Genomic DNA, 17,342 nt, shown 5'->3' on the forward strand with positions numbered 1-17,342 from the left:
CGTGCCTGCCGGTGGTAGCCGCCGACTTTGCGTCAGTCATCCCGGAATGTCCCCGTTGAGGAACCCTGGACCGGTCGGCCAGAACGAGGGCCGCCGCTCCCTCCCGCTAAGTCTGGGAAGAACCGGCAACGGTTTCAGTGTCCGGACTCCACGTGGCTGAGTCGGACTTTGGATGAGAGGAGCAACGAACTGACGATTCCAATGAGGGAAGCGCAGACCGCGATCAGCAGTCCTGCTTCGTAGTTTGCCGGGGTGGGCGGTTCCATCGGGGCATGCCCGGCAGAGATCGCTGCGGCGTACAGGGAGGTACCCAGGGCGGAGGCAAAAAGTGCCATGCTGACGTAGACGGATGCCGTGCCCGCACCTTGCTCATCGGTGGCCTCTGCCGCGATGACGTTCACGGCAACTGTGACCATGGCGGTGAAACCGAAGGCATAAATCAGCACTCCGACCACCACGGCGGGGATGCTCGCGTAGCCCAGGTAGATGACAATGATTCCAATGGAGCACGCTATGGCGGACACGAGTTGCACCCATTTGGCCGGGTACTTCTGCAGCAGCGGGACTGTGAAACGTGGGGCAATGAAACCGGCCAGGATGTATGGCGAAAACAGGAGGGATGCCAGGAAGAGGCTAAGGCCAAATCCGTAGCCGAGAAGGGTCGGGCTGGTCTGTGCCCAGCCGAGGACGGTACTGAACAGGATCAAGCCGATGATTCCGGTCTGAACGAACACCGCGTACGCAGGCAGCAGCCGGGTGCTGAACGCCTTCTTCACGTCCAGCAGAGGATGGCGCGATTTGGATTCCCAGTAGAAGGACAGGGCGACGAGCGCCAGGCCTGAAAGAACGAAGCCGATGGTGGCACCGGAGAAGACTCCCCAGGTCGTGCTCTCGTTTACTCCGATGCACAAGGAGGTCAGGCCGATGCCCATGAGGATAACTCCGCCGTAGTTGACGGTGCGCGAACTGCCGGCGTTACGGATCTTGGCATCCGATTCGGCTACCCAGACGAGAGTGGCGACGAGTCCTATGACGGTGAGAATTGCCCCGATCCAGAAGCCTGTCCGCCACGATGCTCCCGCATCAATGAGGAGGCCGCCAAGCCCCAGCCCCAGAGGGATTCCGACTGCCTGGAAGGCAGCGATGATTCCGATCGCTTTCCTCCTGTCGGGAGCCGTGAGGCGGTCATTGAGGATGCCGATTGTCAGGGCCTGGCCGGCGACCACCCCGACGAGGGCACGGCCAATCACCAGCGTGATGAAGTTAGGTGCAAGGGCGCTTAGGGCGAAGCCCGCAGTGATGAGGACAAGGCAGATGATGAGCACGCGCCGATGGCCATTCAGATCGCCGATCTTCGAAAGAACGGGTACTGAGGCTCCGCCAGCCAGCAGGGTCGCAGCAACTGCCCAGGAGACCTGTCCGGGGGCAAGCCCGAGATCGACTGCCATGGGGCCGTAGAAGGGGATGGCTATGAGGGCGCCTACTTCATTGAGCAGCTGAAGCAGGGCCAAGGTGAGGGCCATGAGCAGCCCGCGGGATTTCCATGAAACTCGGCCTTGCGCAGTTCTGACCGGAGACCTGTCAGGAATTCCTTCAATGGTGGTCATGTGGGTTTAGTCCTTTCGCCCTTGAAAGTGATGAGGGGTTCAAATCGATCCGGCCAGGCGCCAGCTGCAGCGGTTCTGCATCGGATCGGGGAGTCAGCGCAATCCGCCGATACGACGAATCCTATCCTCTTGTCGGATAGGTTGCTAGGTGTTTGGCAGGTATATCTTTACCGCGCCTGCGGAGGCTTAGATGGTGAGGCCGCCGTCGATCAGCAGTGATGAGCCTGTCGTGAAGCCCGCTTCGTCGGAAACGAGGTGCAGAGCAGCCTTGGCGATTTCGTCTGGTTGACCGATTCGACCCAGGGGTGTGGCTGCAATTCCCATGCGTGCGACGTCTTGGGCTTCCGGGGCGAGGAAGATTTCCGTCTGAACCATGCCGGGCCGGATTTCGTTGACGCGGATGCCGTCGGCCGCGTGCTCCAGGGCGAGGGATTTTGTCAGCTGCCTTACGGCACCCTTGGACATGGAGTACAGGCCCGTTCCGGGTACGGGGCGTTCGGAGGCCACTGAGTTGATGTTGAGGATCGTTCCTCGGGTTGGGGTCCGCAGCATGAGCTTTACGGCGTGGACGGACGCTACGAAGTAGGATCGGAGGTTGACGTTCATGATGTGCTCGAAGTCGGCTGTAGTGCAGTTGACCAGGGGCTTCGTGAGTTCGGTCGCCGCGTTGTTGACCAGGATATCCAGTCTTCCGGTTCTTTCCACGGCGGAATCCAGCAGCCACCGCAGCTCGTCGGGGACTGAGGCGTCTGTTTGGATGAACTCGGCAATGCCGCCGGCACTGCGGATTTTATCGACTACTGCACCCCCGCGTTCACGGCGACGTCCAGAGACAAAGACGTGGGCTCCGTTGGCGGCGAATTCCCGGGCGATTGCTTCGCCGATTCCCGACGTGCTGCCGACGACGACCGCTGTTCTTCCGGAGAGTTTTGGTGTGTGCAAAGGGTTGCTCCTTAAGTATGGGGTCCGTATGTTCCCTACATGACGTATCCGCCGTTTGGGGAGATCGTCTGGCCTGTGATGAACGCCGCTTCGGGGCTGGCAAGGTAGACAATCGTGGCAGCGAGTTCTTCTGCGCTTGCTGCTCTGTTCAGAACTCCCATGCCCACGACAGCAGCCCTCACCGCAGGGTCTTCCGGAAGCATGGGCGTGTCGGTGGCGCCGGGTGCCACAGCATTAACCCGGATGTTCTCCGGTCCCAGCAGCGCCGCGGTGGCTCTCGTGAGGCCCAGGACACCGGCTTTGGCTGCGGGATATGCCGCCGCGAGTGGGAAATTCGCCAGCGCCCCCACGCTGGAGATGTTGATGATGGAGCCTCCGGCTGCGCCATTGTTGCGCATCACGGGAACAGCCGCCCGGGTTACGTAGAAGGTGCCGAGCAGGTTGACGTTGACCACTAGGGAGAAGTCTTCGTCGGTGATCTCACTCAGGTCGTTGCCGAGGCCGCTTTTCATACGTCGGGGTGAATCTGGAATCCCGGCGCTGTTGACCACAACGTCAAGTCTGGAATGGTCCGTATCGATCCGTTCCATAAGGGCGTTGACCTGCGCGCTTTGGGTCACGTCAAGGGCGACCTGAATGAGGCGTGGATTCTGGTCCGCCGCCCCCGACCCGGGGTGCAGGTCTGCGGCGTACACGGTGGCTCCCTCGGCCAGCAGTCGCTCCGCGACCGCCCATCCTATGCCGGAACCGGCTCCCGTAACGAGCGCTACCTGATTGGAGAACCTTCGATAGTTGTCGGCCATGTTCTACTCCTTTTGTATTTCCTGTGAGGCGTCGTTTTGGCCCCGGGTGCCGAATTGCGCGTCGAGCCAGTGAAGAACCGGGAGGCACGTCTCTTCAGAGTTTGCTTCGAACATGAGTCCGTGGCCATTGCCGTGTATTCCGAAATCGGTCAGCGATATGAGCTCGGCTTGCGCCCCGTTCCGCGTGAGAAAATCCACAACCGGGGGCGCGAAACTTCCGGCGGGGGACGTCTCGCCGACAAGGATTGCTACGGGCACGTCGGCGAATCCGGCGATCGTTGCAGGTCCTTCATGGGAAAGCTGGGATGCCTCGGCGTCGGCGGGGAGGGTGGCGACGGGGGTTGCTGTCAGTCCCCAGGTGAGGTTTCCCAGACCGGGAAGCTGCGCAAAAGGCGGTCCCATGGGTTCGATGGCGACAATGCCTGCCACTGACGCCGGTCGAAGATTCAGGGCCAGCCATCCGGCCGACGCCCCGGCCGAGTGCGTGATCACCACGGCGGGGCCCACAAGGTCCAGAAGGTCAGCCATCCGTAGACCGTCGACGCGCTGGCCCTCAGCGAGATCGGCCGGCATGGCGCCCAAGGCAGCCGTTAGCTGCTGCATTTCGGCTCCCTTTGGGTCACGGGCCCACGGCCACGCCGTCTGGGTGTCGCCGGCCTGTTCGGGTGCGAAGAGCATGCTCGCCAGTTCAAAGCTGGTCTGTGGTCCTGTCTCACCCAGGACGTGGGGATGACGGAAGGATCGTCCGTGGCCTGGCCGGTCCACGACGTAGACGGCGTAACCCTCCCGGAGGAAGCGTTCAGCCCAGCCGGGCCGGCCGTCGGGGGTGCCCAGCCAGTCAGTGCCCTGACCTCCGCCGCCGTGGACGAAAATCAGCGGGTAGGGCTGGGTGATCCGGGACGGGGCCATCCACTCGACGTACATCTGTCCGCGCTGAACGGTGCCGAATTCGGTGGCGACGGCGTCGCCAGGGACCCAAAAGAACCCGCGCTTCTGATTGAAGGCGGTTCGATCCTGTGCGTGAGGTGGTTGATCCCGTGCAAGGCCTTCCGTGGCAGGGCGCGTCACTGGAGTGCCCCCACTGCAATGTCCGATAGTCTCTGGAACCGCTCAATGTTGGCAGCCTGGTTGAGGAGTCCCGCTGTCAATGCCACAAATACGAGGTCGAGTTCCGGATCGATCCAATACAAGGTGCTTCCGGCGCCGTAGTTACCGAAGGTTTCGGCAGTGGTGAGCGTCCCGAACTGGTGGCGTACCATGGCTGAGCCGCGAAGGCTGAACCCGAGACCCAAATATGCGGGTGGCGGCGTGTAACCCGCACGCAGGGCGACGGCCTTATAGATCTCGTTGGGCAGATCACCTGTCCAGTTCTGTCGTGCGAGGGCAATCATGCGGGGAGAAATGATGCGGTTTCCATCCAGTTCACCTCCTCGCCTGAGCATTTCGGCGAATCGCAGCAGATCTCCGGAGGTGGATGCCGCACCGACCCAGGTAGCTTCGTTGGCTTCCGCCTCGTAGAGACCGTTGTCTCCCGGGGTAGTGCGGGACAGCGCCTTGACAGGCACCGTTCCCCTCATGTCTGGGATGACGTGGCGATCCTTCATGTGGGGCCTGATTCCCAGGCCTGAATCCTTCATGCCCAGAGGCCCGAAGAGGTCAGCTTCGAGGATCTCGTTGATGGACCTCCGGGCAGGGTCCGTCCGGCGAAGGACTTCGCCCAGCAGGACATGGTTGACCATGGGGGAGTAGTCACATCGATCGCCGGGCTCGCTGTTTCCGGCGGCTGCCTCACAGACGGCGGCGACCATCTCGTCGAGGTTGTCCTGGTACATTCCCGGGCGCACTTCCCACATGCCGGGTATTCCCGTTGTGTGGGTGAGAAAATGGAAGATGGTGGCGCGGTCGCGCGGGGCCCCAGAGAATTCCGGAATGATCTCGGACATTCTCGTGGTCAGGGCGAAACGCCCAAGCTCGACGGCCCTCAGAATCAGGACGTTGATGAAGGCTTTGGTACAGGAGAAAATGGAGAAGACACTGTCCTGCGTGATGGGCGAGGTTTTTGCCTCATCGGCGAAGCCGGCTGCGTGATCGAACAGCAGTTCACCGGCATGCGCTATCTTGATGGACGCCCCAAAATAGTGACCTGAGGACACATCGTGGTCCACAACGTTCTTCAGCTCATCCATCCGGCTCAGAGAAAGCCTCCGGTTTCCGGTCATCGGTTGGTCCGTCCTTGTCCGCTTGAAATGGGTTCGGGTGTCAGCAGCGAGGGGCTGCGGATACCATCGAGGGCCTTGAGGAATCCAAGCTGGGCCTCGGGAGTGGAGGTTCCCTGCCGCATTGGCTCCGTCGCCGCCGCGAGGGACTCCGCATCCAGGCCGCCGTAAACGATGTTCTTCAGATTGCTTGCCATGGGAGATGTCATGGTCGAAAAGGTCTTGACGCGTTCTTCTGCATACCGGTCCAGGATTGACTCATCGGCGGCCCCTCCCAGCAGCGCGCGGAACGCTTCGTGCAGGGCGAAAACGTCGTACAGCCCTGTTGTGAGGCCCAGTCCACCCGTCGGGTTTGTCAGGTGCGCTGCGTCACCGGCCAGAACAACTCGTCCCTGCCGCAGTTTGGAGGAGAGCCGCTGGTGCATCCGGTAGGGCCTGAAGTCGACAAGCTCGTACTCGGCATCTGGCCCGAGAAGCGCGCGAAAGTACTCCTCGATCCGGGACGCGACTGTTTCTTCAGGAAGAGCTGCCGATTCCTGGATGGTGCAGCGCCACAGTCCGTCCCGGTTGATCTGCCCGATGACAGCCGGCAGCGTGGGATGAACGAAGAGGTTTGAACTCTTGAAACCGAGCTGCCGGAAATCGAAGTGCAGATTGGTGGCTATGAAGCGCTCATCCCAGGTAGTCCCGTCCAGAGTCGCGCCGATGAGCGTGCGGATCGAACTTCGGCCGCCGTCGGCGCCTACCACCCAGTTCGACCTGTGAGTGCGTGTACTCCCTGTTTCGTTCGAGAGGGTGAGACTGACACCATGGGCGTCCTGTTCAAGACTGGTCACTTGCGTATCCCAATGAATGGTCACATGCGGCATTCGCGCCAAGTGCTCAAGAACAATGTTGCACAGCTCGCCCTGCCCCATGTGGATGTTAAAGGGCGTTGGATGATGACCTTCCAGGACCGTGTTCGGTGCAGACAGCACTTCACCGGTTCGGACCAGATGCATGTTGAAGCCCTCGTGGTCCACATGGCCCCGCTGCTTCATATCCTCCAGGATCCCGTAACCGTCCAAGTCCGGCAGCAGTGAATTGAGGTAGACCATCGCACGGGGAGACATGTTCGGTTCTGCCTCGGTTTCGATGACCGTAACAGGGACGCCGTCCCGGGCCAAAGCCAACGCCATAACAAGCCCCACTGGGCCTGCGCCCACTACACACACAGATTCCGTGTCCATGAATTCCTCCTCTTTGAGGGTGGTTGATGCCAGCCCTATGCCTTGACGGCTTATTTAGGATAGTGTGTCAGACAGCACATGACAACCTGTATGACAGGTACATGGCTGCCGCTTTGGCTACGCCGAATCAAAGGAGATTAGAAATGACGTATGTAACGGGCTCCCACCACGTCACGCTGTCCGTCGGGCATGCGCAGGAAGACGTCGATTTCCACACAAAGGTGCTGGGAATGCGCTTCATCAAGAAGACGGTCCTCTATGACGGTTCCACCCCGATTTATCACCTCTATTACTCGAACGCGAACGGCGATCCCTCCTCGGTCGTGACCACGTTCCCGTGGGCCCAGGCCGGCGTGTACGGCAAACGGGGCACCAACCAGGCCCGGGAAGTGTTCCTCTCTGTCCCGTCGGATTCTTTGGACTACTGGGACAAGCGACTCGGCCAGCACGATATCGAAACCCAGATGACCGAAGTGTTCGGCGAACGACGCGTAAACTTCCGACACCCCTCAGGACTCGAATACGTCATGGTGGGCAACGAAGCCGATCCCCGCGAGGGCTTTACCGGCAACGGAGTCTCCGCCGAGCATGCTGTCCACGGAATCCATGGCACCGGAGTGCACGTCTATGACCAGGACCGGATGGTCGAGTTTGCCCGCGATGTGTTCCAGGCCAAGGGAAACATCCAGGAAGAAGGAGACCGGGTCCGCTTCCAGGTCGGCGATGACAAGTTCGGCAACTACGTCGAATTGACCGGCAACCGCACCGATGAGCAGGGAACCTGGCATTACGGGGCCGGCACCTACCACCACTTCGCTTGGAATCTGGACACCCTGGAGAACCAGAACGCCATTAAGTTCGAAATTGAAGGGGCCGGTTATACCGACATCTCCGAACTGAAGAATCGCACCTATTTCAAGTCCCACTACGTCCGCACCCCCGGCGGGGCGCTGTTCGAACTCGCGGTGACTCATAACGAGGGTGGTTGGGACTGCGACGAGTCCCCCGAGGAGTTGGGCCAGGCGTTCATGCTCCCCCCGCAGTTCGAGGATCAGCGTCAGTCCATCATGGACCAGCTCGAACCCATTCAGGACTAGATCTGTCAGCTGCCACACGAGGCTGAACAGCGGTGACGCGGAAATTGCCGGTACCCGTCCGCGTCACCGCTTCTGCCCTTGCCGGGGTTACAGAAGATTGAAAAGGAGCGCTCTTGAGTTCAGCAATAAATCAGCGGCAGTCCCTGAGGGAATGGGGCGCGCCTGCGCAGGAGGCGGCTATGGCAATACTTTCCGTCCACGGTAGGGGCCAGAATCCTGAAATCATGAAGGACTTTGCCAGCTTCCTGAACGTCCCGGGGGCCCGGTTCTACGCACCCTCAGCCGAGGGGGCGACGTGGTATCCAGAGCCGTTCCTTGAACCACTGGAGCGGAACCAACCGCAGCTTGATCTCTCTTTGGCGCTCATACCGCAATATCTCACCATAATCGCTTCGGCCGGGTTCGCTCCCGACAAAACGGTGTTGTGGGGCTTCTCCCAAGGCGCCTGCCTCCTGTCACATTTCCTCGCGACCCGCCATTACAGGTGCGGTGGGGCGGTACTCTTCACCGGCGGGCATCTCGGGCCCGGGCCGCTCCCCGAGTACGCAGGCCGGCCCCTGACGGGCATGCCGGTCCTCATGCGCACCATCGCAGAGGACCCTTGGGTCCCCAGATGGCGCGTAGAGGAAACCGCCTCGAACCTCACCCGGCAGGGCGCCGACGTCGACCTCAAGGTCGCCCCCGGCACGGAACACATCATCACGGCGGAAGCCTTCACGGCGGCCTCCGAGCTCATTAACACCCTGGCACCGAAGAAGGGAAGCTCCTCCCGCTCCTTCGTGCCGGAGGTCACGGCGTCGTCGGGCCCGAAAAATCCATGAAGGAAGGTAAATTAATGCCACTCGAGTTCACTCACGAATCACTTGGCCAGCGAGTACTGTTCGGATCAGGACACGCAGCGGAAAACCTTGCCCAGGAGATTCATCGCATCGGCGGCAGCAAGGTGATGGTGATCGCTGCTGAATTCGAACAGCCGCTCGCCGAGATGCTCACCGTCGGCTTGGACATCGCCCTCAACTACAGCGATGTTGTGGCGCATGTTCCCCTCGAAAAGGCCGATAAGGCCAGGCAAGAGGCACGGGAGTACGGGATCGACCTGATCGTGAGTATCGGCGGCGGATCGACCACCGGCCTCGCCAAAGCGATTGCACTGACAGCGCGGATCCCGATCATAGCCATCCCGACCACGTACGCCGGCTCCGAAGCGACCAACGTCTGGGGCCTCACCGAAGCAGCACGCAAAACAACCGGCGTTGACAATGCCGTCCTGCCACGGACGATTATTTATGACGCTGCCCTGACGGCATCCCTTCCGGTGGAGTTGTCAATTGCTTCCGGACTCAACGGCATGGCCCACTGCATCGACTCTATGTGGGCGCCTAGGACCGATCCGATCAATCAGGCCCTCGCAGCGGAAGGCATCCGCGCACTGGCTGCCGGGTTGCCCGCCATCAAGGCAAACCCTGACAATCTGGAAGGTCGGGAACAGGCCCTCTACGGGGCTTATCTCGCCGCGGTTGCTTTCGCTTCGGCGGGGTCCGGGCTGCACCATAAAATTTGCCATGTCCTGGGCGGTACATACAACCTTCCCCACGCCCAGACACATGCGGTTATCCTGCCCCGGGTCCTGGCCCTGAATGCACCCTCCGCGCCGAAGGCGATGCAGCGCATCGGTCAGGCCCTGGGCTCGATGGACCCCATTGGAGCACTGAACAGCCTGTACGAGCAGCTGGACGCTCCGCGGGCGTTGAAGGATTTCGGCTACGCGGAGAAATCCATAGAGGAATCAATAGAACTCATCTTGCCCTTCGTGCCAGCCTCAAATCCGAGACAGATAACAGCCGATCTCATGCGGGAATTGTTGGAGTCAGCATGGTCCGGGAAGTCGACCGCCGAATCCTACCCGTCATCCCGATGACAGTGGAGGGGTGACAATGGGCTTTGTGGATGATGACCTGCGTGGTGCGACCGGGATGCTGTGGTCAGTAAAGGGCAGCTTCCTGGACTACGTCGCGGCTCAACCTGACAGTGACATGACGCAGCCACAAGCTGATTTCTTGGGAAGGCCCGCCTTCTACTTCGCCGTCGCTCCCCGTAACGGCGGGAGTGACGCACCTGAGGCGGGAAGCGTCTGCTTCAGTGGCTGCGCGCGATTCAAAGCTCATGACGGAGCCCTCGAGGCCACTGTCTCGAATCCTTCCATCAGTGTAGGGGAGGGCGGAACTTCGCTCTTTATCGATGCTCCCGGCACAGCAACGGGCCGGATGGCACTAGCGCGCCTGTCAGAGACGGAAAAGGCGACAGTGGACGGACTGCCGGCAACTATATGGAACTCCGTCGTGCTGACCATGGAAGGATCAGACCTGTTCGGCGGCTATTACAACCCGAGAACCCGGCTGGCCCCCTTGGCCGTTCTGCAGGAAGATCGGCTGAAGCCGACGGCCTAGGGCCAACGCACCGAACAATATGAATATTATGCCCGGCAAGCGCCTGCGGCGAAGTTAGGAAAAGGAATGAACACAGTCATGGTCGACTCTCCGACAGTGCCGGAAAACCGTAGTACGGTACTTCACCTCAAAGTCATCGGAAAGAAACCTGCCTCGTCATCGGTCATGGTGCTGGATCTTGCACGAACTGACGGCGGGGATCTCCCTGTCTGGGAGCCGGGGGCTCATGTCGACGTATTGCTCCCGGGGTCCTTGGTGCGTCACTACTCCCTGTGCGGAGAACCCCGTGACCGCACGAGATACCGCATTGGTGTGCTCCTTGATCCCAACAGCCGGGGTGGCTCGAAAGCCCTCCACGAAACCGTCGCCCTCGGGGACGTGCTGGAGATCCGAGAACCCCGAAACAATTTCGCGCTCCAGCCCTCGCCCCGCTATCACTTCATCGCAGGCGGTATCGGAATCACCCCCCTGCTGCCTATGATCCGCCACGCGCAGGAAAATGGCGCCGACTGGCACCTGACATATCTGGGCAGGTCGCTGACCACCATGGGATTCCTCGATGAAGTGAAGGCCTTCGGTGATCGCGCCATCATCCTTCCCGAGGACGAGGTGGGGATGCAGGACATCACTGCCATCATCGGAAGCCCGGCCGAAGAACAACTGGTTTATGCCTGCGGCCCCGGCGGACTCTTGAACGCCATCGAATCCCACATGTCGTCCTGGCCCGCCGGAAGCCTCAAACTCGAAAGGTTCGTTCCCAAAGACGTGGCGATCCCCGCAAGTGGCGACCAGCCCTTCAAGGTCGACCTGACCGTGTCAAAGATTCAACTGACCGTCCCGGCCGACAAGTCGATTCTCGACGTCGTCGAGGCGGCCGGAGTCACCGCGCCGTATTCCTGCCGGGAAGGAACCTGCGGCACCTGCGAAACCCGCATCACCGCAGGACGCGCCGACCATCGCGATTCGCTGCTATCCAAGGAAGAACAGGAAGCGAACGAGTATGTCATGATATGTGTCTCACGCGCCGCCGGAACCACGCTGGGAATAGAACTTTAGAATGTTACCCAAGAAGCACTCTGTCACCCATTTGTCAGATAGGCTGATAGTAACTGAAGGACAGGTCCATCATCTGGCGTGTGCCGGAAGGCAGGTCCCCCGGGCAGGAGGTAACGGTAGTGATTGAGAACTATACCGGCAGGCAGGTGACACGCCATGCCCCTATCCGGGAGCAGGTGGCCGCCATCTTGCGCGACGCCATTGTTAATATGGAGCTTCTTCCAGGCCAGCTGCTAATAGAACGAGAACTGTGCGACATGACGGCGGCCAGCCGCCCCTCCGTCAGGGAGGCGCTCCGGCAGCTGGAGGCCGAGGGCCTGGTCGAGTCGCAGAACGGGCGGGGTACAGTCGTCGCCGTTGCCAGCCTGGAGCTTGCCCGGCACGTCTATGAAGTCAGAGCTGAACTTGAGGGTCTGGCTGCTCAGCGTTTCGTCGAACGGGCCAATGAAGAGCAGCTTGCCGAGCTGCGGGCCGCAGTGCTGGAAGTCAGCCGGGCAGCCGAAGAAGGCGACAACCCGTCCACCATTCTGGCGGCTAAGAACGCCGTATACGAGATCCTGTTCCGTGGCGCCGCCAACCCAATTCTGGACCAAATGCTTGGAACCCTCCAACGCCGGGTTACGCAGCTGAGATCATTGACACTGGCCCAGCCCGGCCGGTCGGAGAAAAGCGCTGCAGAGCTCCGCGCCATACTGTCAGCAGTCGAAGACCGTGATTCTGGCGCTGCGAGGGCCGCAGCGACCTTCCACGTCGAGCAGGCTGCGAAGATCGTGCTGGGAGCCCTCAATCAGGGAAAGCCAGGCGAAGCCAGTTGGCTGCAGCCAGCTCGCGCATAGTCCCATGCCCCCGGGATCCAAAAAACACTGAGGCCCCCGGCTCGGCACGCTGGCCTTTCTCTACCTCAGGTGCACGTCCCGCCGGGTCCCGCTGCCTGTGCCTGACCTGAGCTGCCCCAGGCACGAACCATCTTGCGCGGCTGATAGTACTGCCTCGCCAGAGCGGCATCGGCACCAGGACTGGGAAGACCCGGGTGCCGCCGCCAATGCGACCGCCCCCCGGGTGGAACCCGCTGGAATAGGTAGGTCAACAGCCATACAAACGAGCAGTGCCCGGCTCGGTCAGCTGCTGGGGCCATGAATGATGCAGAAGCTGTGGGTCGTATCTAGAGGGAGCAAGGGACTACGAATGCCGGTGATCCATCAGTGCCCTGGTGTGCTGTGTGCGAGCTCGTACATAGGTGGGCTGACTTCGGTGGTGGACAGTGGACACGGAGGATGAGTAGCTGCATGGCCGCTGCTGAACCCGTTATGTCCCTGTCGGCGCCCACTGGAGGTGAGCCCACCGAACGGTTGGCTGGTCCCCGGTTCCACCGACGCGTCATCGTGGACCGCTTCGCGGGAAAGCTGTGACTGGCGCATCTGTCATGGCGCTGAATTTGGTGTTCGTTGCCACGGTCCTGCTGGGAGCACTGTTTGCGCTATCGCAGTTCTTGTTTTTCATGGCTCTGATGGTTGTAGCGGTTGGCATCCGTGGTGTGGTCTTTTTGGCCGCTGCCGCGGTTGGACAGGTCCGGCACCGGCACGAGTGTCAGCACCCACTTGTCCCGCAGGACCAAACGCCGGCCGCACCGACGGGTTTATCGCAGCCTCCGGCCAGGCGCAGCACCGGAAGGGAGCCATCGGCCTGAGGCCGGTCCAGTGCCAGCACTCTCTTGCCCAAAAATGGCAGCCTTTCTCCATCCGAGGGCCACTGTCATGGCCTGTTCACGTGAGGCGTTGCCGAGCGTGGAATTGCTTCACTCCCTCTGTGATTTCGGTAGAGACCGTTTCTGCTTTCGTGGAACCATGAGGGCGGCCCCGTCACCGACGATGAGCGGCAGGAGGGAGATCGCCGGCATTCCTGGCTACTTGATCCCAACTGCCCGATCCGGTACGTGGAAGTCCGACCAGATCATGAGTGCCTTCAAACCGGCGCCCGCCCTCCGCAGCTCCCAGTGGGTGATTGGACTGCGTTTGTGTCACCAAGGCACTGTGGTGACGGGTTGTGGGAATGCGGTGTTGACTTAGGCGGAGTACTTTTCGAAGGAAGCCTTGGTGACCGCATTTCTTTCTGCGACCATGGGCCACCACTCCGGGTGTGTCAGAGCGAGGAAGTCATTGTTTCTTATGGCCCGGGTCACGATCCGTCCTGCCTCGCGGGGGTTGATCCACCGCAAGGAATCCGCCCCCTCTTCCGCGGTGAGGTCAACGTCCACAAGCGCGCCGGTCTGGCCTTCTGGGCGGTGGCTCAAACTGTTTTTAATGTTGCTGCGGACCGGTCCGGGGGGCAGGACCGTGACTTTGACAGCGGAGCCTTGCTCCTCGAGTTCTTTGGAGAGCACCTCACTCAGGGCGGCAACTCCTGCCTTTGATGCCCCGTAGGCGCCTAAGCCGGAAAGGGGTGAAAAAATGGCCATTGAGGCAGTGTTGACGATATGGCCTCCATTAGGATTGCCCAAGAGGTGGGGAAGGAAGGCATGAACTCCGTTGATCACCCCGAACAGATTCACATCGATGATCCAATGCCAGTCGTCCAGCGTCAGCGCAGAGATCGGGGCAGAGGGGCCGACGCCGGCGTTGTTAACGATTATGTCGACCTTTCCGTATTTTTCTACAGTTGCATCGGCCAAGGCTGATACCGCTGCGGCGTCAGTGACGTCCAGGGAGACTCCCCATGCACCGATTTCCGCAGCCACGGTCTCGACCGTGTCCTTGTTGATGTCGGCGATGACAACCTGGGCTCCTTCTTCAATCAGTTGCTCGGCGATGCCTCTGCCGATTCCTGACGCTCCGCCGGTCACCACGGCCACTTTTCCTGTAATGTCCGTCATTTTCTGGTTCCTTCCTTGAAGATCATGATGCTGCTTCGGGTAGCCCGAGGTTCCATCCTCGGTGGAAAGCGTTCCTAACCCCCTGCTGGCGGGACTCGACCCGTTGCCACTGTTCGGGATGGCTGATGGCATACAGTTCATCCCTCCGAACGGCGTGGCATGCCACACGGGCTACGTCCCTTGGGTCATGCCAGGCGGTACTGGAGTCGGGGGCTTGCGACAGTTCGACGTCTTGGAGCGCTCCTGTATTGGCTGGCCGGTTTCGAAGGCTCTGCCCGATTCGCGTTCGAACCCCTCCCGGGATGAGGAGAGTGGCTTTGACCTGCGAGCCCTCGGCCTGGAGCTCGGCGGCGAGGACTTCCGTCAGGGCACTCACCCCGCATTTGGTTACCGCATATGCGCCCAGTCCGGGGACCGGATCCAATGCGGACATGGAAGAGGTGTTGATTATGTGGCCGCCAGCGGTGTTGGCCTTGAGGAGTGGAAGAAAGACGTGCACCCCATGGATGACCCCGTACAAGTTGACGTCGATCATCCATTTCCAGTCTGCCATGGTCAGATCCGCTATGTTGCCGAACGGTCCTATTCCGGCATTGTTGAACACAAGGTCTACTTTGCCGTGGGTCCGCAGCACTGCGGAGGCAAGATTTCGCATGCTTGCTTCACTGCTCACATCAACCTGGACGAACGGTACACCGAGTTCGGCGCCTGCTTCAGTCAAGGCCAGGGCCTCGATGTCTGCGAGGACGACGCTCGCCCCCTGGCTGATAAGTTCTTCCGCGATACCGCGCCCAATTCCCGACGCTGCGCCTGTTACGACGGCGACCTTTCCCTCAATCGCCGTCATGACGTTTCCCTGAACGTGTGCGGAAGCGGGCCCACAGGCAAGTCTGATTCACTTCTTCTCGGCGCGTTTTTCAATGAACCTGGCAATCTCCGTGTGATCTGCATTCGCGGGCAGACTATGCCCAGCCTCATTCCAGAGGTTGACCACTTCCTCTCCCAGACTGGTCGGCATGCCCAATTCAGACGCGAGGCCGGTGGCAATCCTTGCGTCCTTCAGCATGAGGCGGGCCTCAAATCCTGAGTCAAAAGTGCCCGGCAGTATGAATCGTGGCCACTTCTGCTCGCTCGATCCGCTCCGGCCACTGGAGGAGTTCAGGACAGCCAACATCGTCTGGGCAGGGACGCCGAGCCGTTCCGCAATCACGACAGCTTCACTGGTCAGCCATAGGTGGGCTGCAGAAAGAAGATTATTGAGGGCCTTGACTCCGTGTCCGGCGCCAACGGGGCCAACATGAGTTACGTTGCCCAGGCATTCCAGGAGTGCTCGAACACTCTCGACTATGTGTGCCTCCCCGCCTGCCATGATGGTCAGCGTTCCGGCTTCGGCCCCGCGGACACCCCCTGAGACCGGCGCGTCGATGAATCTGATCCCGGATTCCCCAAGAGAGAGCGCCAGTCGCTGGGAACTGGTCGGCTCAGATGAACTCATGTCGATCACGGTCGAATCAGGGGCGAGGGATCCCGCGTCACACAGTTCCCCGATGACAGCCTCCACGATGGCTGAGTTAGGCAGCATCAGAACACAAAAGGATGCTTGAGACGCGGCGTCCGCCGCTGTCTGGTGAATTTGGCCTCCGGCACTGGCGAACTTTGCCCGCGCTTCCGGGTTTACATCGAATCCATGAACCGAATAGCCGGCCGCGATCCAGCGCGAGGCCATGGGGGTTCCCATGTTGCCGAGGCCGATTAGGGCGACGCTGGTCTTGTTTTCAGTCATTGACGTTCAATTCCTGAAAAACGGATTCGGCAATACGGAATGACTCAAGGGCTGCAGGAACGCCAACGTAAATCGCAGTCTGCAGGAAGACTTCCTGGATTTCCTCACGGGAGACACCGTTATTTAGAGCACCCCGGACGTGCACTCCGAGTTCATGGGAGCGGTTGAGCGCGGTAAGCATGGCCAGGTTGATCAGACTGCGGGAGTGCAGCGGCAGACCTTCACGCGTCCAGATGGTACCCCAGCAGTACTCGGTAACCAGTTCCTGGATGGGACGGCCAAAGTCGGTGGTGTTGTCGAGTGAACGCTCGACATGGGCATCGCCGAGTACCTTTTTCCTTACGGCCAGGCCGGCTTCGAACGTTTCCTCGTGCGTGGCGGGTTTAGTCATTGTTCTTTCTCGCTTCCTTTGTTGCATGTTGGATGGGTTCGCTGGATGCGCCTATGGAGACGGCATGTTCTTCCAGACCCGCTGTACGGGGAAAACGACTCATCACCTCTGGCTCATGGCCGGCGACCATGATGGTGGCGGTCCCGTCAGCCAGAAGATCGTTGATGAGCTGGTAGGTGGCACCGGCTTCTTCGAGGTCACACATGTGTTTGAAGGGCATTGTCCTGCGTAGCTCTTCGTCGAAGTGGACAGCGTCTGATGTGAGCAGCAGGGGGCCTTCTGCTGTTTGAACCAAAACCATGATCTGTCCGGGGGTATGTCCTGATCCCATCAGCGCCCATACACCTGGCGCTATCTGTTCGGTTTTCTCCAAAAGGCGGAGCCGGTTCTCGTCGCGGACGGTGGAGAGGGCATCCAGATCTCGGTCATCTACCAGCGGATCGGTCCGGCGGCCGCCGGGCTGTCGCCCAAGCCAATAGTCAAATTCGGCGAGAGCCATCAGGACGTTTGCACAGTTAAAGTAGTCCAGATTGCCAATATGGTCATAGTGGGCGTGGGTGATTATGAGCGAGCATTCCGTGTCCCGGAAAATACCGAGCCGGGGGAGTGCCTCTCGGGGGTCGATGTGCAGGGTCCTGCCACGCGAGACTGCGCCTTCGACCGAGAATCCAGTGTCCACAACGACGGTGCGGTGCTGGTTGCGGAGGACCCAGAAGTAGTAGTCGAGCCTGAACTCGCCATCCGCTTCGTCGTACTGTTCATAGTCCCGGAACATTTCGGCGCGGGTGGTCAGCAGCTCGCCGCATCGGACGACCACAACTTCATATTCACCATCGTCGTTGCTGTGGCTGATCGCTTGTTCGTGCACCATCCTCGTCACCTCCCAGGTTCGCTCGTGCTTC

At 60.5% G+C, this 17,342-nt stretch carries 18 protein-coding genes; 7 read left to right on the forward strand and 11 right to left on the reverse strand.

Features of this window, described 5'->3' with window-relative positions:
* Positions 1 to 134: 134 nt before the first annotated feature.
* From PSET11_RS01635 to PSET11_RS01660, 6 genes are all read right to left on the reverse strand, one after another.
* Positions 135 to 1,607 carry an MFS transporter gene (locus PSET11_RS01635; RefSeq protein ID WP_203415868.1) on the reverse strand — a complete coding sequence of 491 codons (1,473 nt, stop codon included), beginning with the start codon at positions 1,605 to 1,607 and terminating at the stop codon, positions 135 to 137.
* 186 nt (positions 1,608 to 1,793) lie between these two features.
* A complete protein-coding gene (locus tag PSET11_RS01640) occupies positions 1,794 to 2,549 on the reverse strand; it encodes an SDR family NAD(P)-dependent oxidoreductase (protein ID WP_160118944.1) in 756 nt (251 codons plus the stop codon).
* Between the two features lie 35 nt (positions 2,550 to 2,584).
* On the reverse strand, positions 2,585 to 3,352 hold the full coding sequence (locus PSET11_RS01645) for an SDR family NAD(P)-dependent oxidoreductase (protein ID WP_124090098.1): 768 nt from the start codon (positions 3,350 to 3,352) through the stop codon (positions 2,585 to 2,587).
* A 3-nt stretch (positions 3,353 to 3,355) separates the two neighbouring features.
* Positions 3,356 to 4,276 carry an alpha/beta fold hydrolase gene (locus PSET11_RS01650; protein WP_124090100.1) on the reverse strand — a complete coding sequence of 307 codons (921 nt, stop codon included), beginning with the start codon at positions 4,274 to 4,276 and terminating at the stop codon, positions 3,356 to 3,358.
* 140 nt (positions 4,277 to 4,416) lie between these two features.
* Complete coding sequence (locus PSET11_RS01655; protein WP_160118945.1) at positions 4,417 to 5,538, reverse strand: serine hydrolase domain-containing protein; 1,122 nt, start codon at positions 5,536 to 5,538, stop codon at positions 4,417 to 4,419.
* A gap of 29 nt (positions 5,539 to 5,567) precedes the next feature.
* Entirely contained in the window at positions 5,568 to 6,797 is a 1,230-nt protein-coding gene (locus PSET11_RS01660; protein WP_124090104.1) for an FAD-dependent oxidoreductase, read from the reverse strand.
* A gap of 143 nt (positions 6,798 to 6,940) precedes the next feature.
* On the opposite strand from PSET11_RS01660, the gene PSET11_RS01665 reads away from it, so the two are divergent.
* The 7 genes from PSET11_RS01665 to PSET11_RS16990 all read left to right on the forward strand — a co-directional run bounded on the left by PSET11_RS01665 (position 6,941) and on the right by PSET11_RS16990 (position 12,806).
* Entirely contained in the window at positions 6,941 to 7,894 is a 954-nt protein-coding gene (locus tag PSET11_RS01665) for a VOC family protein (protein WP_124090106.1), read from the forward strand.
* Between the two features lie 179 nt (positions 7,895 to 8,073).
* Positions 8,074 to 8,715: an alpha/beta hydrolase gene (locus PSET11_RS01670; RefSeq protein ID WP_124090108.1), complete on the forward strand. Its 642-nt coding sequence runs from the start codon at positions 8,074 to 8,076 to the stop codon at positions 8,713 to 8,715.
* Between the two features lie 14 nt (positions 8,716 to 8,729).
* Complete coding sequence (locus PSET11_RS01675; protein WP_124090416.1) at positions 8,730 to 9,812, forward strand: maleylacetate reductase; 1,083 nt, start codon at positions 8,730 to 8,732, stop codon at positions 9,810 to 9,812.
* 16 nt (positions 9,813 to 9,828) lie between these two features.
* Entirely contained in the window at positions 9,829 to 10,341 is a 513-nt protein-coding gene (locus PSET11_RS01680) for an HtaA domain-containing protein (RefSeq protein ID WP_238988992.1), read from the forward strand.
* Positions 10,342 to 10,407: 66 nt separating this feature from the next.
* Complete coding sequence (locus tag PSET11_RS16985; protein WP_282432638.1) at positions 10,408 to 11,397, forward strand: PDR/VanB family oxidoreductase; 990 nt, start codon at positions 10,408 to 10,410, stop codon at positions 11,395 to 11,397.
* 119 nt (positions 11,398 to 11,516) lie between these two features.
* On the forward strand, positions 11,517 to 12,233 hold the full coding sequence (locus PSET11_RS01690) for a GntR family transcriptional regulator (protein ID WP_124090113.1): 717 nt from the start codon (positions 11,517 to 11,519) through the stop codon (positions 12,231 to 12,233).
* Between the two features lie 450 nt (positions 12,234 to 12,683).
* Positions 12,684 to 12,806, forward strand: a complete 123-nt coding sequence (locus PSET11_RS16990) for a hypothetical protein (protein ID WP_282432639.1) — start codon at positions 12,684 to 12,686, stop codon at positions 12,804 to 12,806.
* A 653-nt stretch (positions 12,807 to 13,459) separates the two neighbouring features.
* Here the strand turns inward: PSET11_RS16990 and PSET11_RS01695 are convergent.
* Genes PSET11_RS01695 through PSET11_RS01715 form a run of 5 tightly spaced genes read right to left on the reverse strand, consistent with a single transcriptional unit; the run spans position 13,460 to position 17,311 of the window.
* Positions 13,460 to 14,266, reverse strand: coding sequence for an SDR family oxidoreductase (locus PSET11_RS01695; protein WP_160118946.1), 807 nt, complete (start codon positions 14,264 to 14,266; stop codon positions 13,460 to 13,462).
* 22 nt (positions 14,267 to 14,288) lie between these two features.
* Entirely contained in the window at positions 14,289 to 15,113 is an 825-nt protein-coding gene (locus tag PSET11_RS01700) for an SDR family NAD(P)-dependent oxidoreductase (RefSeq protein WP_124090117.1), read from the reverse strand.
* Positions 15,114 to 15,161: 48 nt separating this feature from the next.
* A complete protein-coding gene (locus PSET11_RS01705) occupies positions 15,162 to 16,049 on the reverse strand; it encodes an NAD(P)-dependent oxidoreductase (RefSeq protein ID WP_124090119.1) in 888 nt (295 codons plus the stop codon).
* Positions 16,042 to 16,440 (reverse strand): 4-carboxymuconolactone decarboxylase, encoded by a 399-nt coding sequence (gene pcaC / locus PSET11_RS01710; RefSeq protein WP_124090121.1) that lies wholly within the window; start codon positions 16,438 to 16,440, stop codon positions 16,042 to 16,044. The genes PSET11_RS01705 and pcaC overlap by 8 nt, the downstream gene beginning before the upstream one ends.
* Complete coding sequence (locus PSET11_RS01715; RefSeq protein WP_160118947.1) at positions 16,433 to 17,311, reverse strand: N-acyl homoserine lactonase family protein; 879 nt, start codon at positions 17,309 to 17,311, stop codon at positions 16,433 to 16,435. Before PSET11_RS01715 ends, pcaC begins: the two co-directional genes overlap by 8 nt.
* Positions 17,312 to 17,342: the final 31 nt, after the last annotated feature.

The organism is Arthrobacter ulcerisalmonis (assembly GCF_900609065.1).
Lineage (GTDB): Bacteria > Actinomycetota > Actinomycetes > Actinomycetales > Micrococcaceae > Arthrobacter > Arthrobacter ulcerisalmonis.

Coding starts and splice junctions, on each gene's coding strand:
- PSET11_RS01635 (WP_203415868.1), bottom strand. CDS start 1,607: ATGACCACCATTGAAGGAATTCCTGACAGGTCTCCGGTCAGAACTGCG.
- PSET11_RS01645 (WP_124090098.1), bottom strand. CDS start 3,352: ATGGCCGACAACTATCGAAGGTTCTCCAATCAGGTAGCGCTCGTTACG.
- PSET11_RS01650 (WP_124090100.1), bottom strand. CDS start 4,276: ATGTACGTCGAGTGGATGGCCCCGTCCCGGATCACCCAGCCCTACCCG.
- PSET11_RS01655 (WP_160118945.1), bottom strand. CDS start 5,538: ATGGATGAGCTGAAGAACGTTGTGGACCACGATGTGTCCTCAGGTCAC.
- PSET11_RS01660 (WP_124090104.1), bottom strand. CDS start 6,797: ATGGACACGGAATCTGTGTGTGTAGTGGGCGCAGGCCCAGTGGGGCTT.
- PSET11_RS01665 (WP_124090106.1), top strand. CDS start 6,941: ATGACGTATGTAACGGGCTCCCACCACGTCACGCTGTCCGTCGGGCAT.
- PSET11_RS01670 (WP_124090108.1), top strand. CDS start 8,074: ATGGCAATACTTTCCGTCCACGGTAGGGGCCAGAATCCTGAAATCATG.
- PSET11_RS01675 (WP_124090416.1), top strand. CDS start 8,730: ATGCCACTCGAGTTCACTCACGAATCACTTGGCCAGCGAGTACTGTTC.
- PSET11_RS01680 (WP_238988992.1), top strand. CDS start 9,829: ATGGGCTTTGTGGATGATGACCTGCGTGGTGCGACCGGGATGCTGTGG.
- PSET11_RS16985 (WP_282432638.1), top strand. CDS start 10,408: ATGAACACAGTCATGGTCGACTCTCCGACAGTGCCGGAAAACCGTAGT.
- PSET11_RS16990 (WP_282432639.1), top strand. CDS start 12,684: ATGGCCGCTGCTGAACCCGTTATGTCCCTGTCGGCGCCCACTGGAGGT.
- PSET11_RS01695 (WP_160118946.1), bottom strand. CDS start 14,266: ATGACGGACATTACAGGAAAAGTGGCCGTGGTGACCGGCGGAGCGTCA.
- PSET11_RS01700 (WP_124090117.1), bottom strand. CDS start 15,113: ATGACGGCGATTGAGGGAAAGGTCGCCGTCGTAACAGGCGCAGCGTCG.
- PSET11_RS01705 (WP_124090119.1), bottom strand. CDS start 16,049: ATGACTGAAAACAAGACCAGCGTCGCCCTAATCGGCCTCGGCAACATG.
- pcaC (WP_124090121.1), bottom strand. CDS start 16,440: ATGACTAAACCCGCCACGCACGAGGAAACGTTCGAAGCCGGCCTGGCC.
- PSET11_RS01715 (WP_160118947.1), bottom strand. CDS start 17,311: ATGGTGCACGAACAAGCGATCAGCCACAGCAACGACGATGGTGAATAT.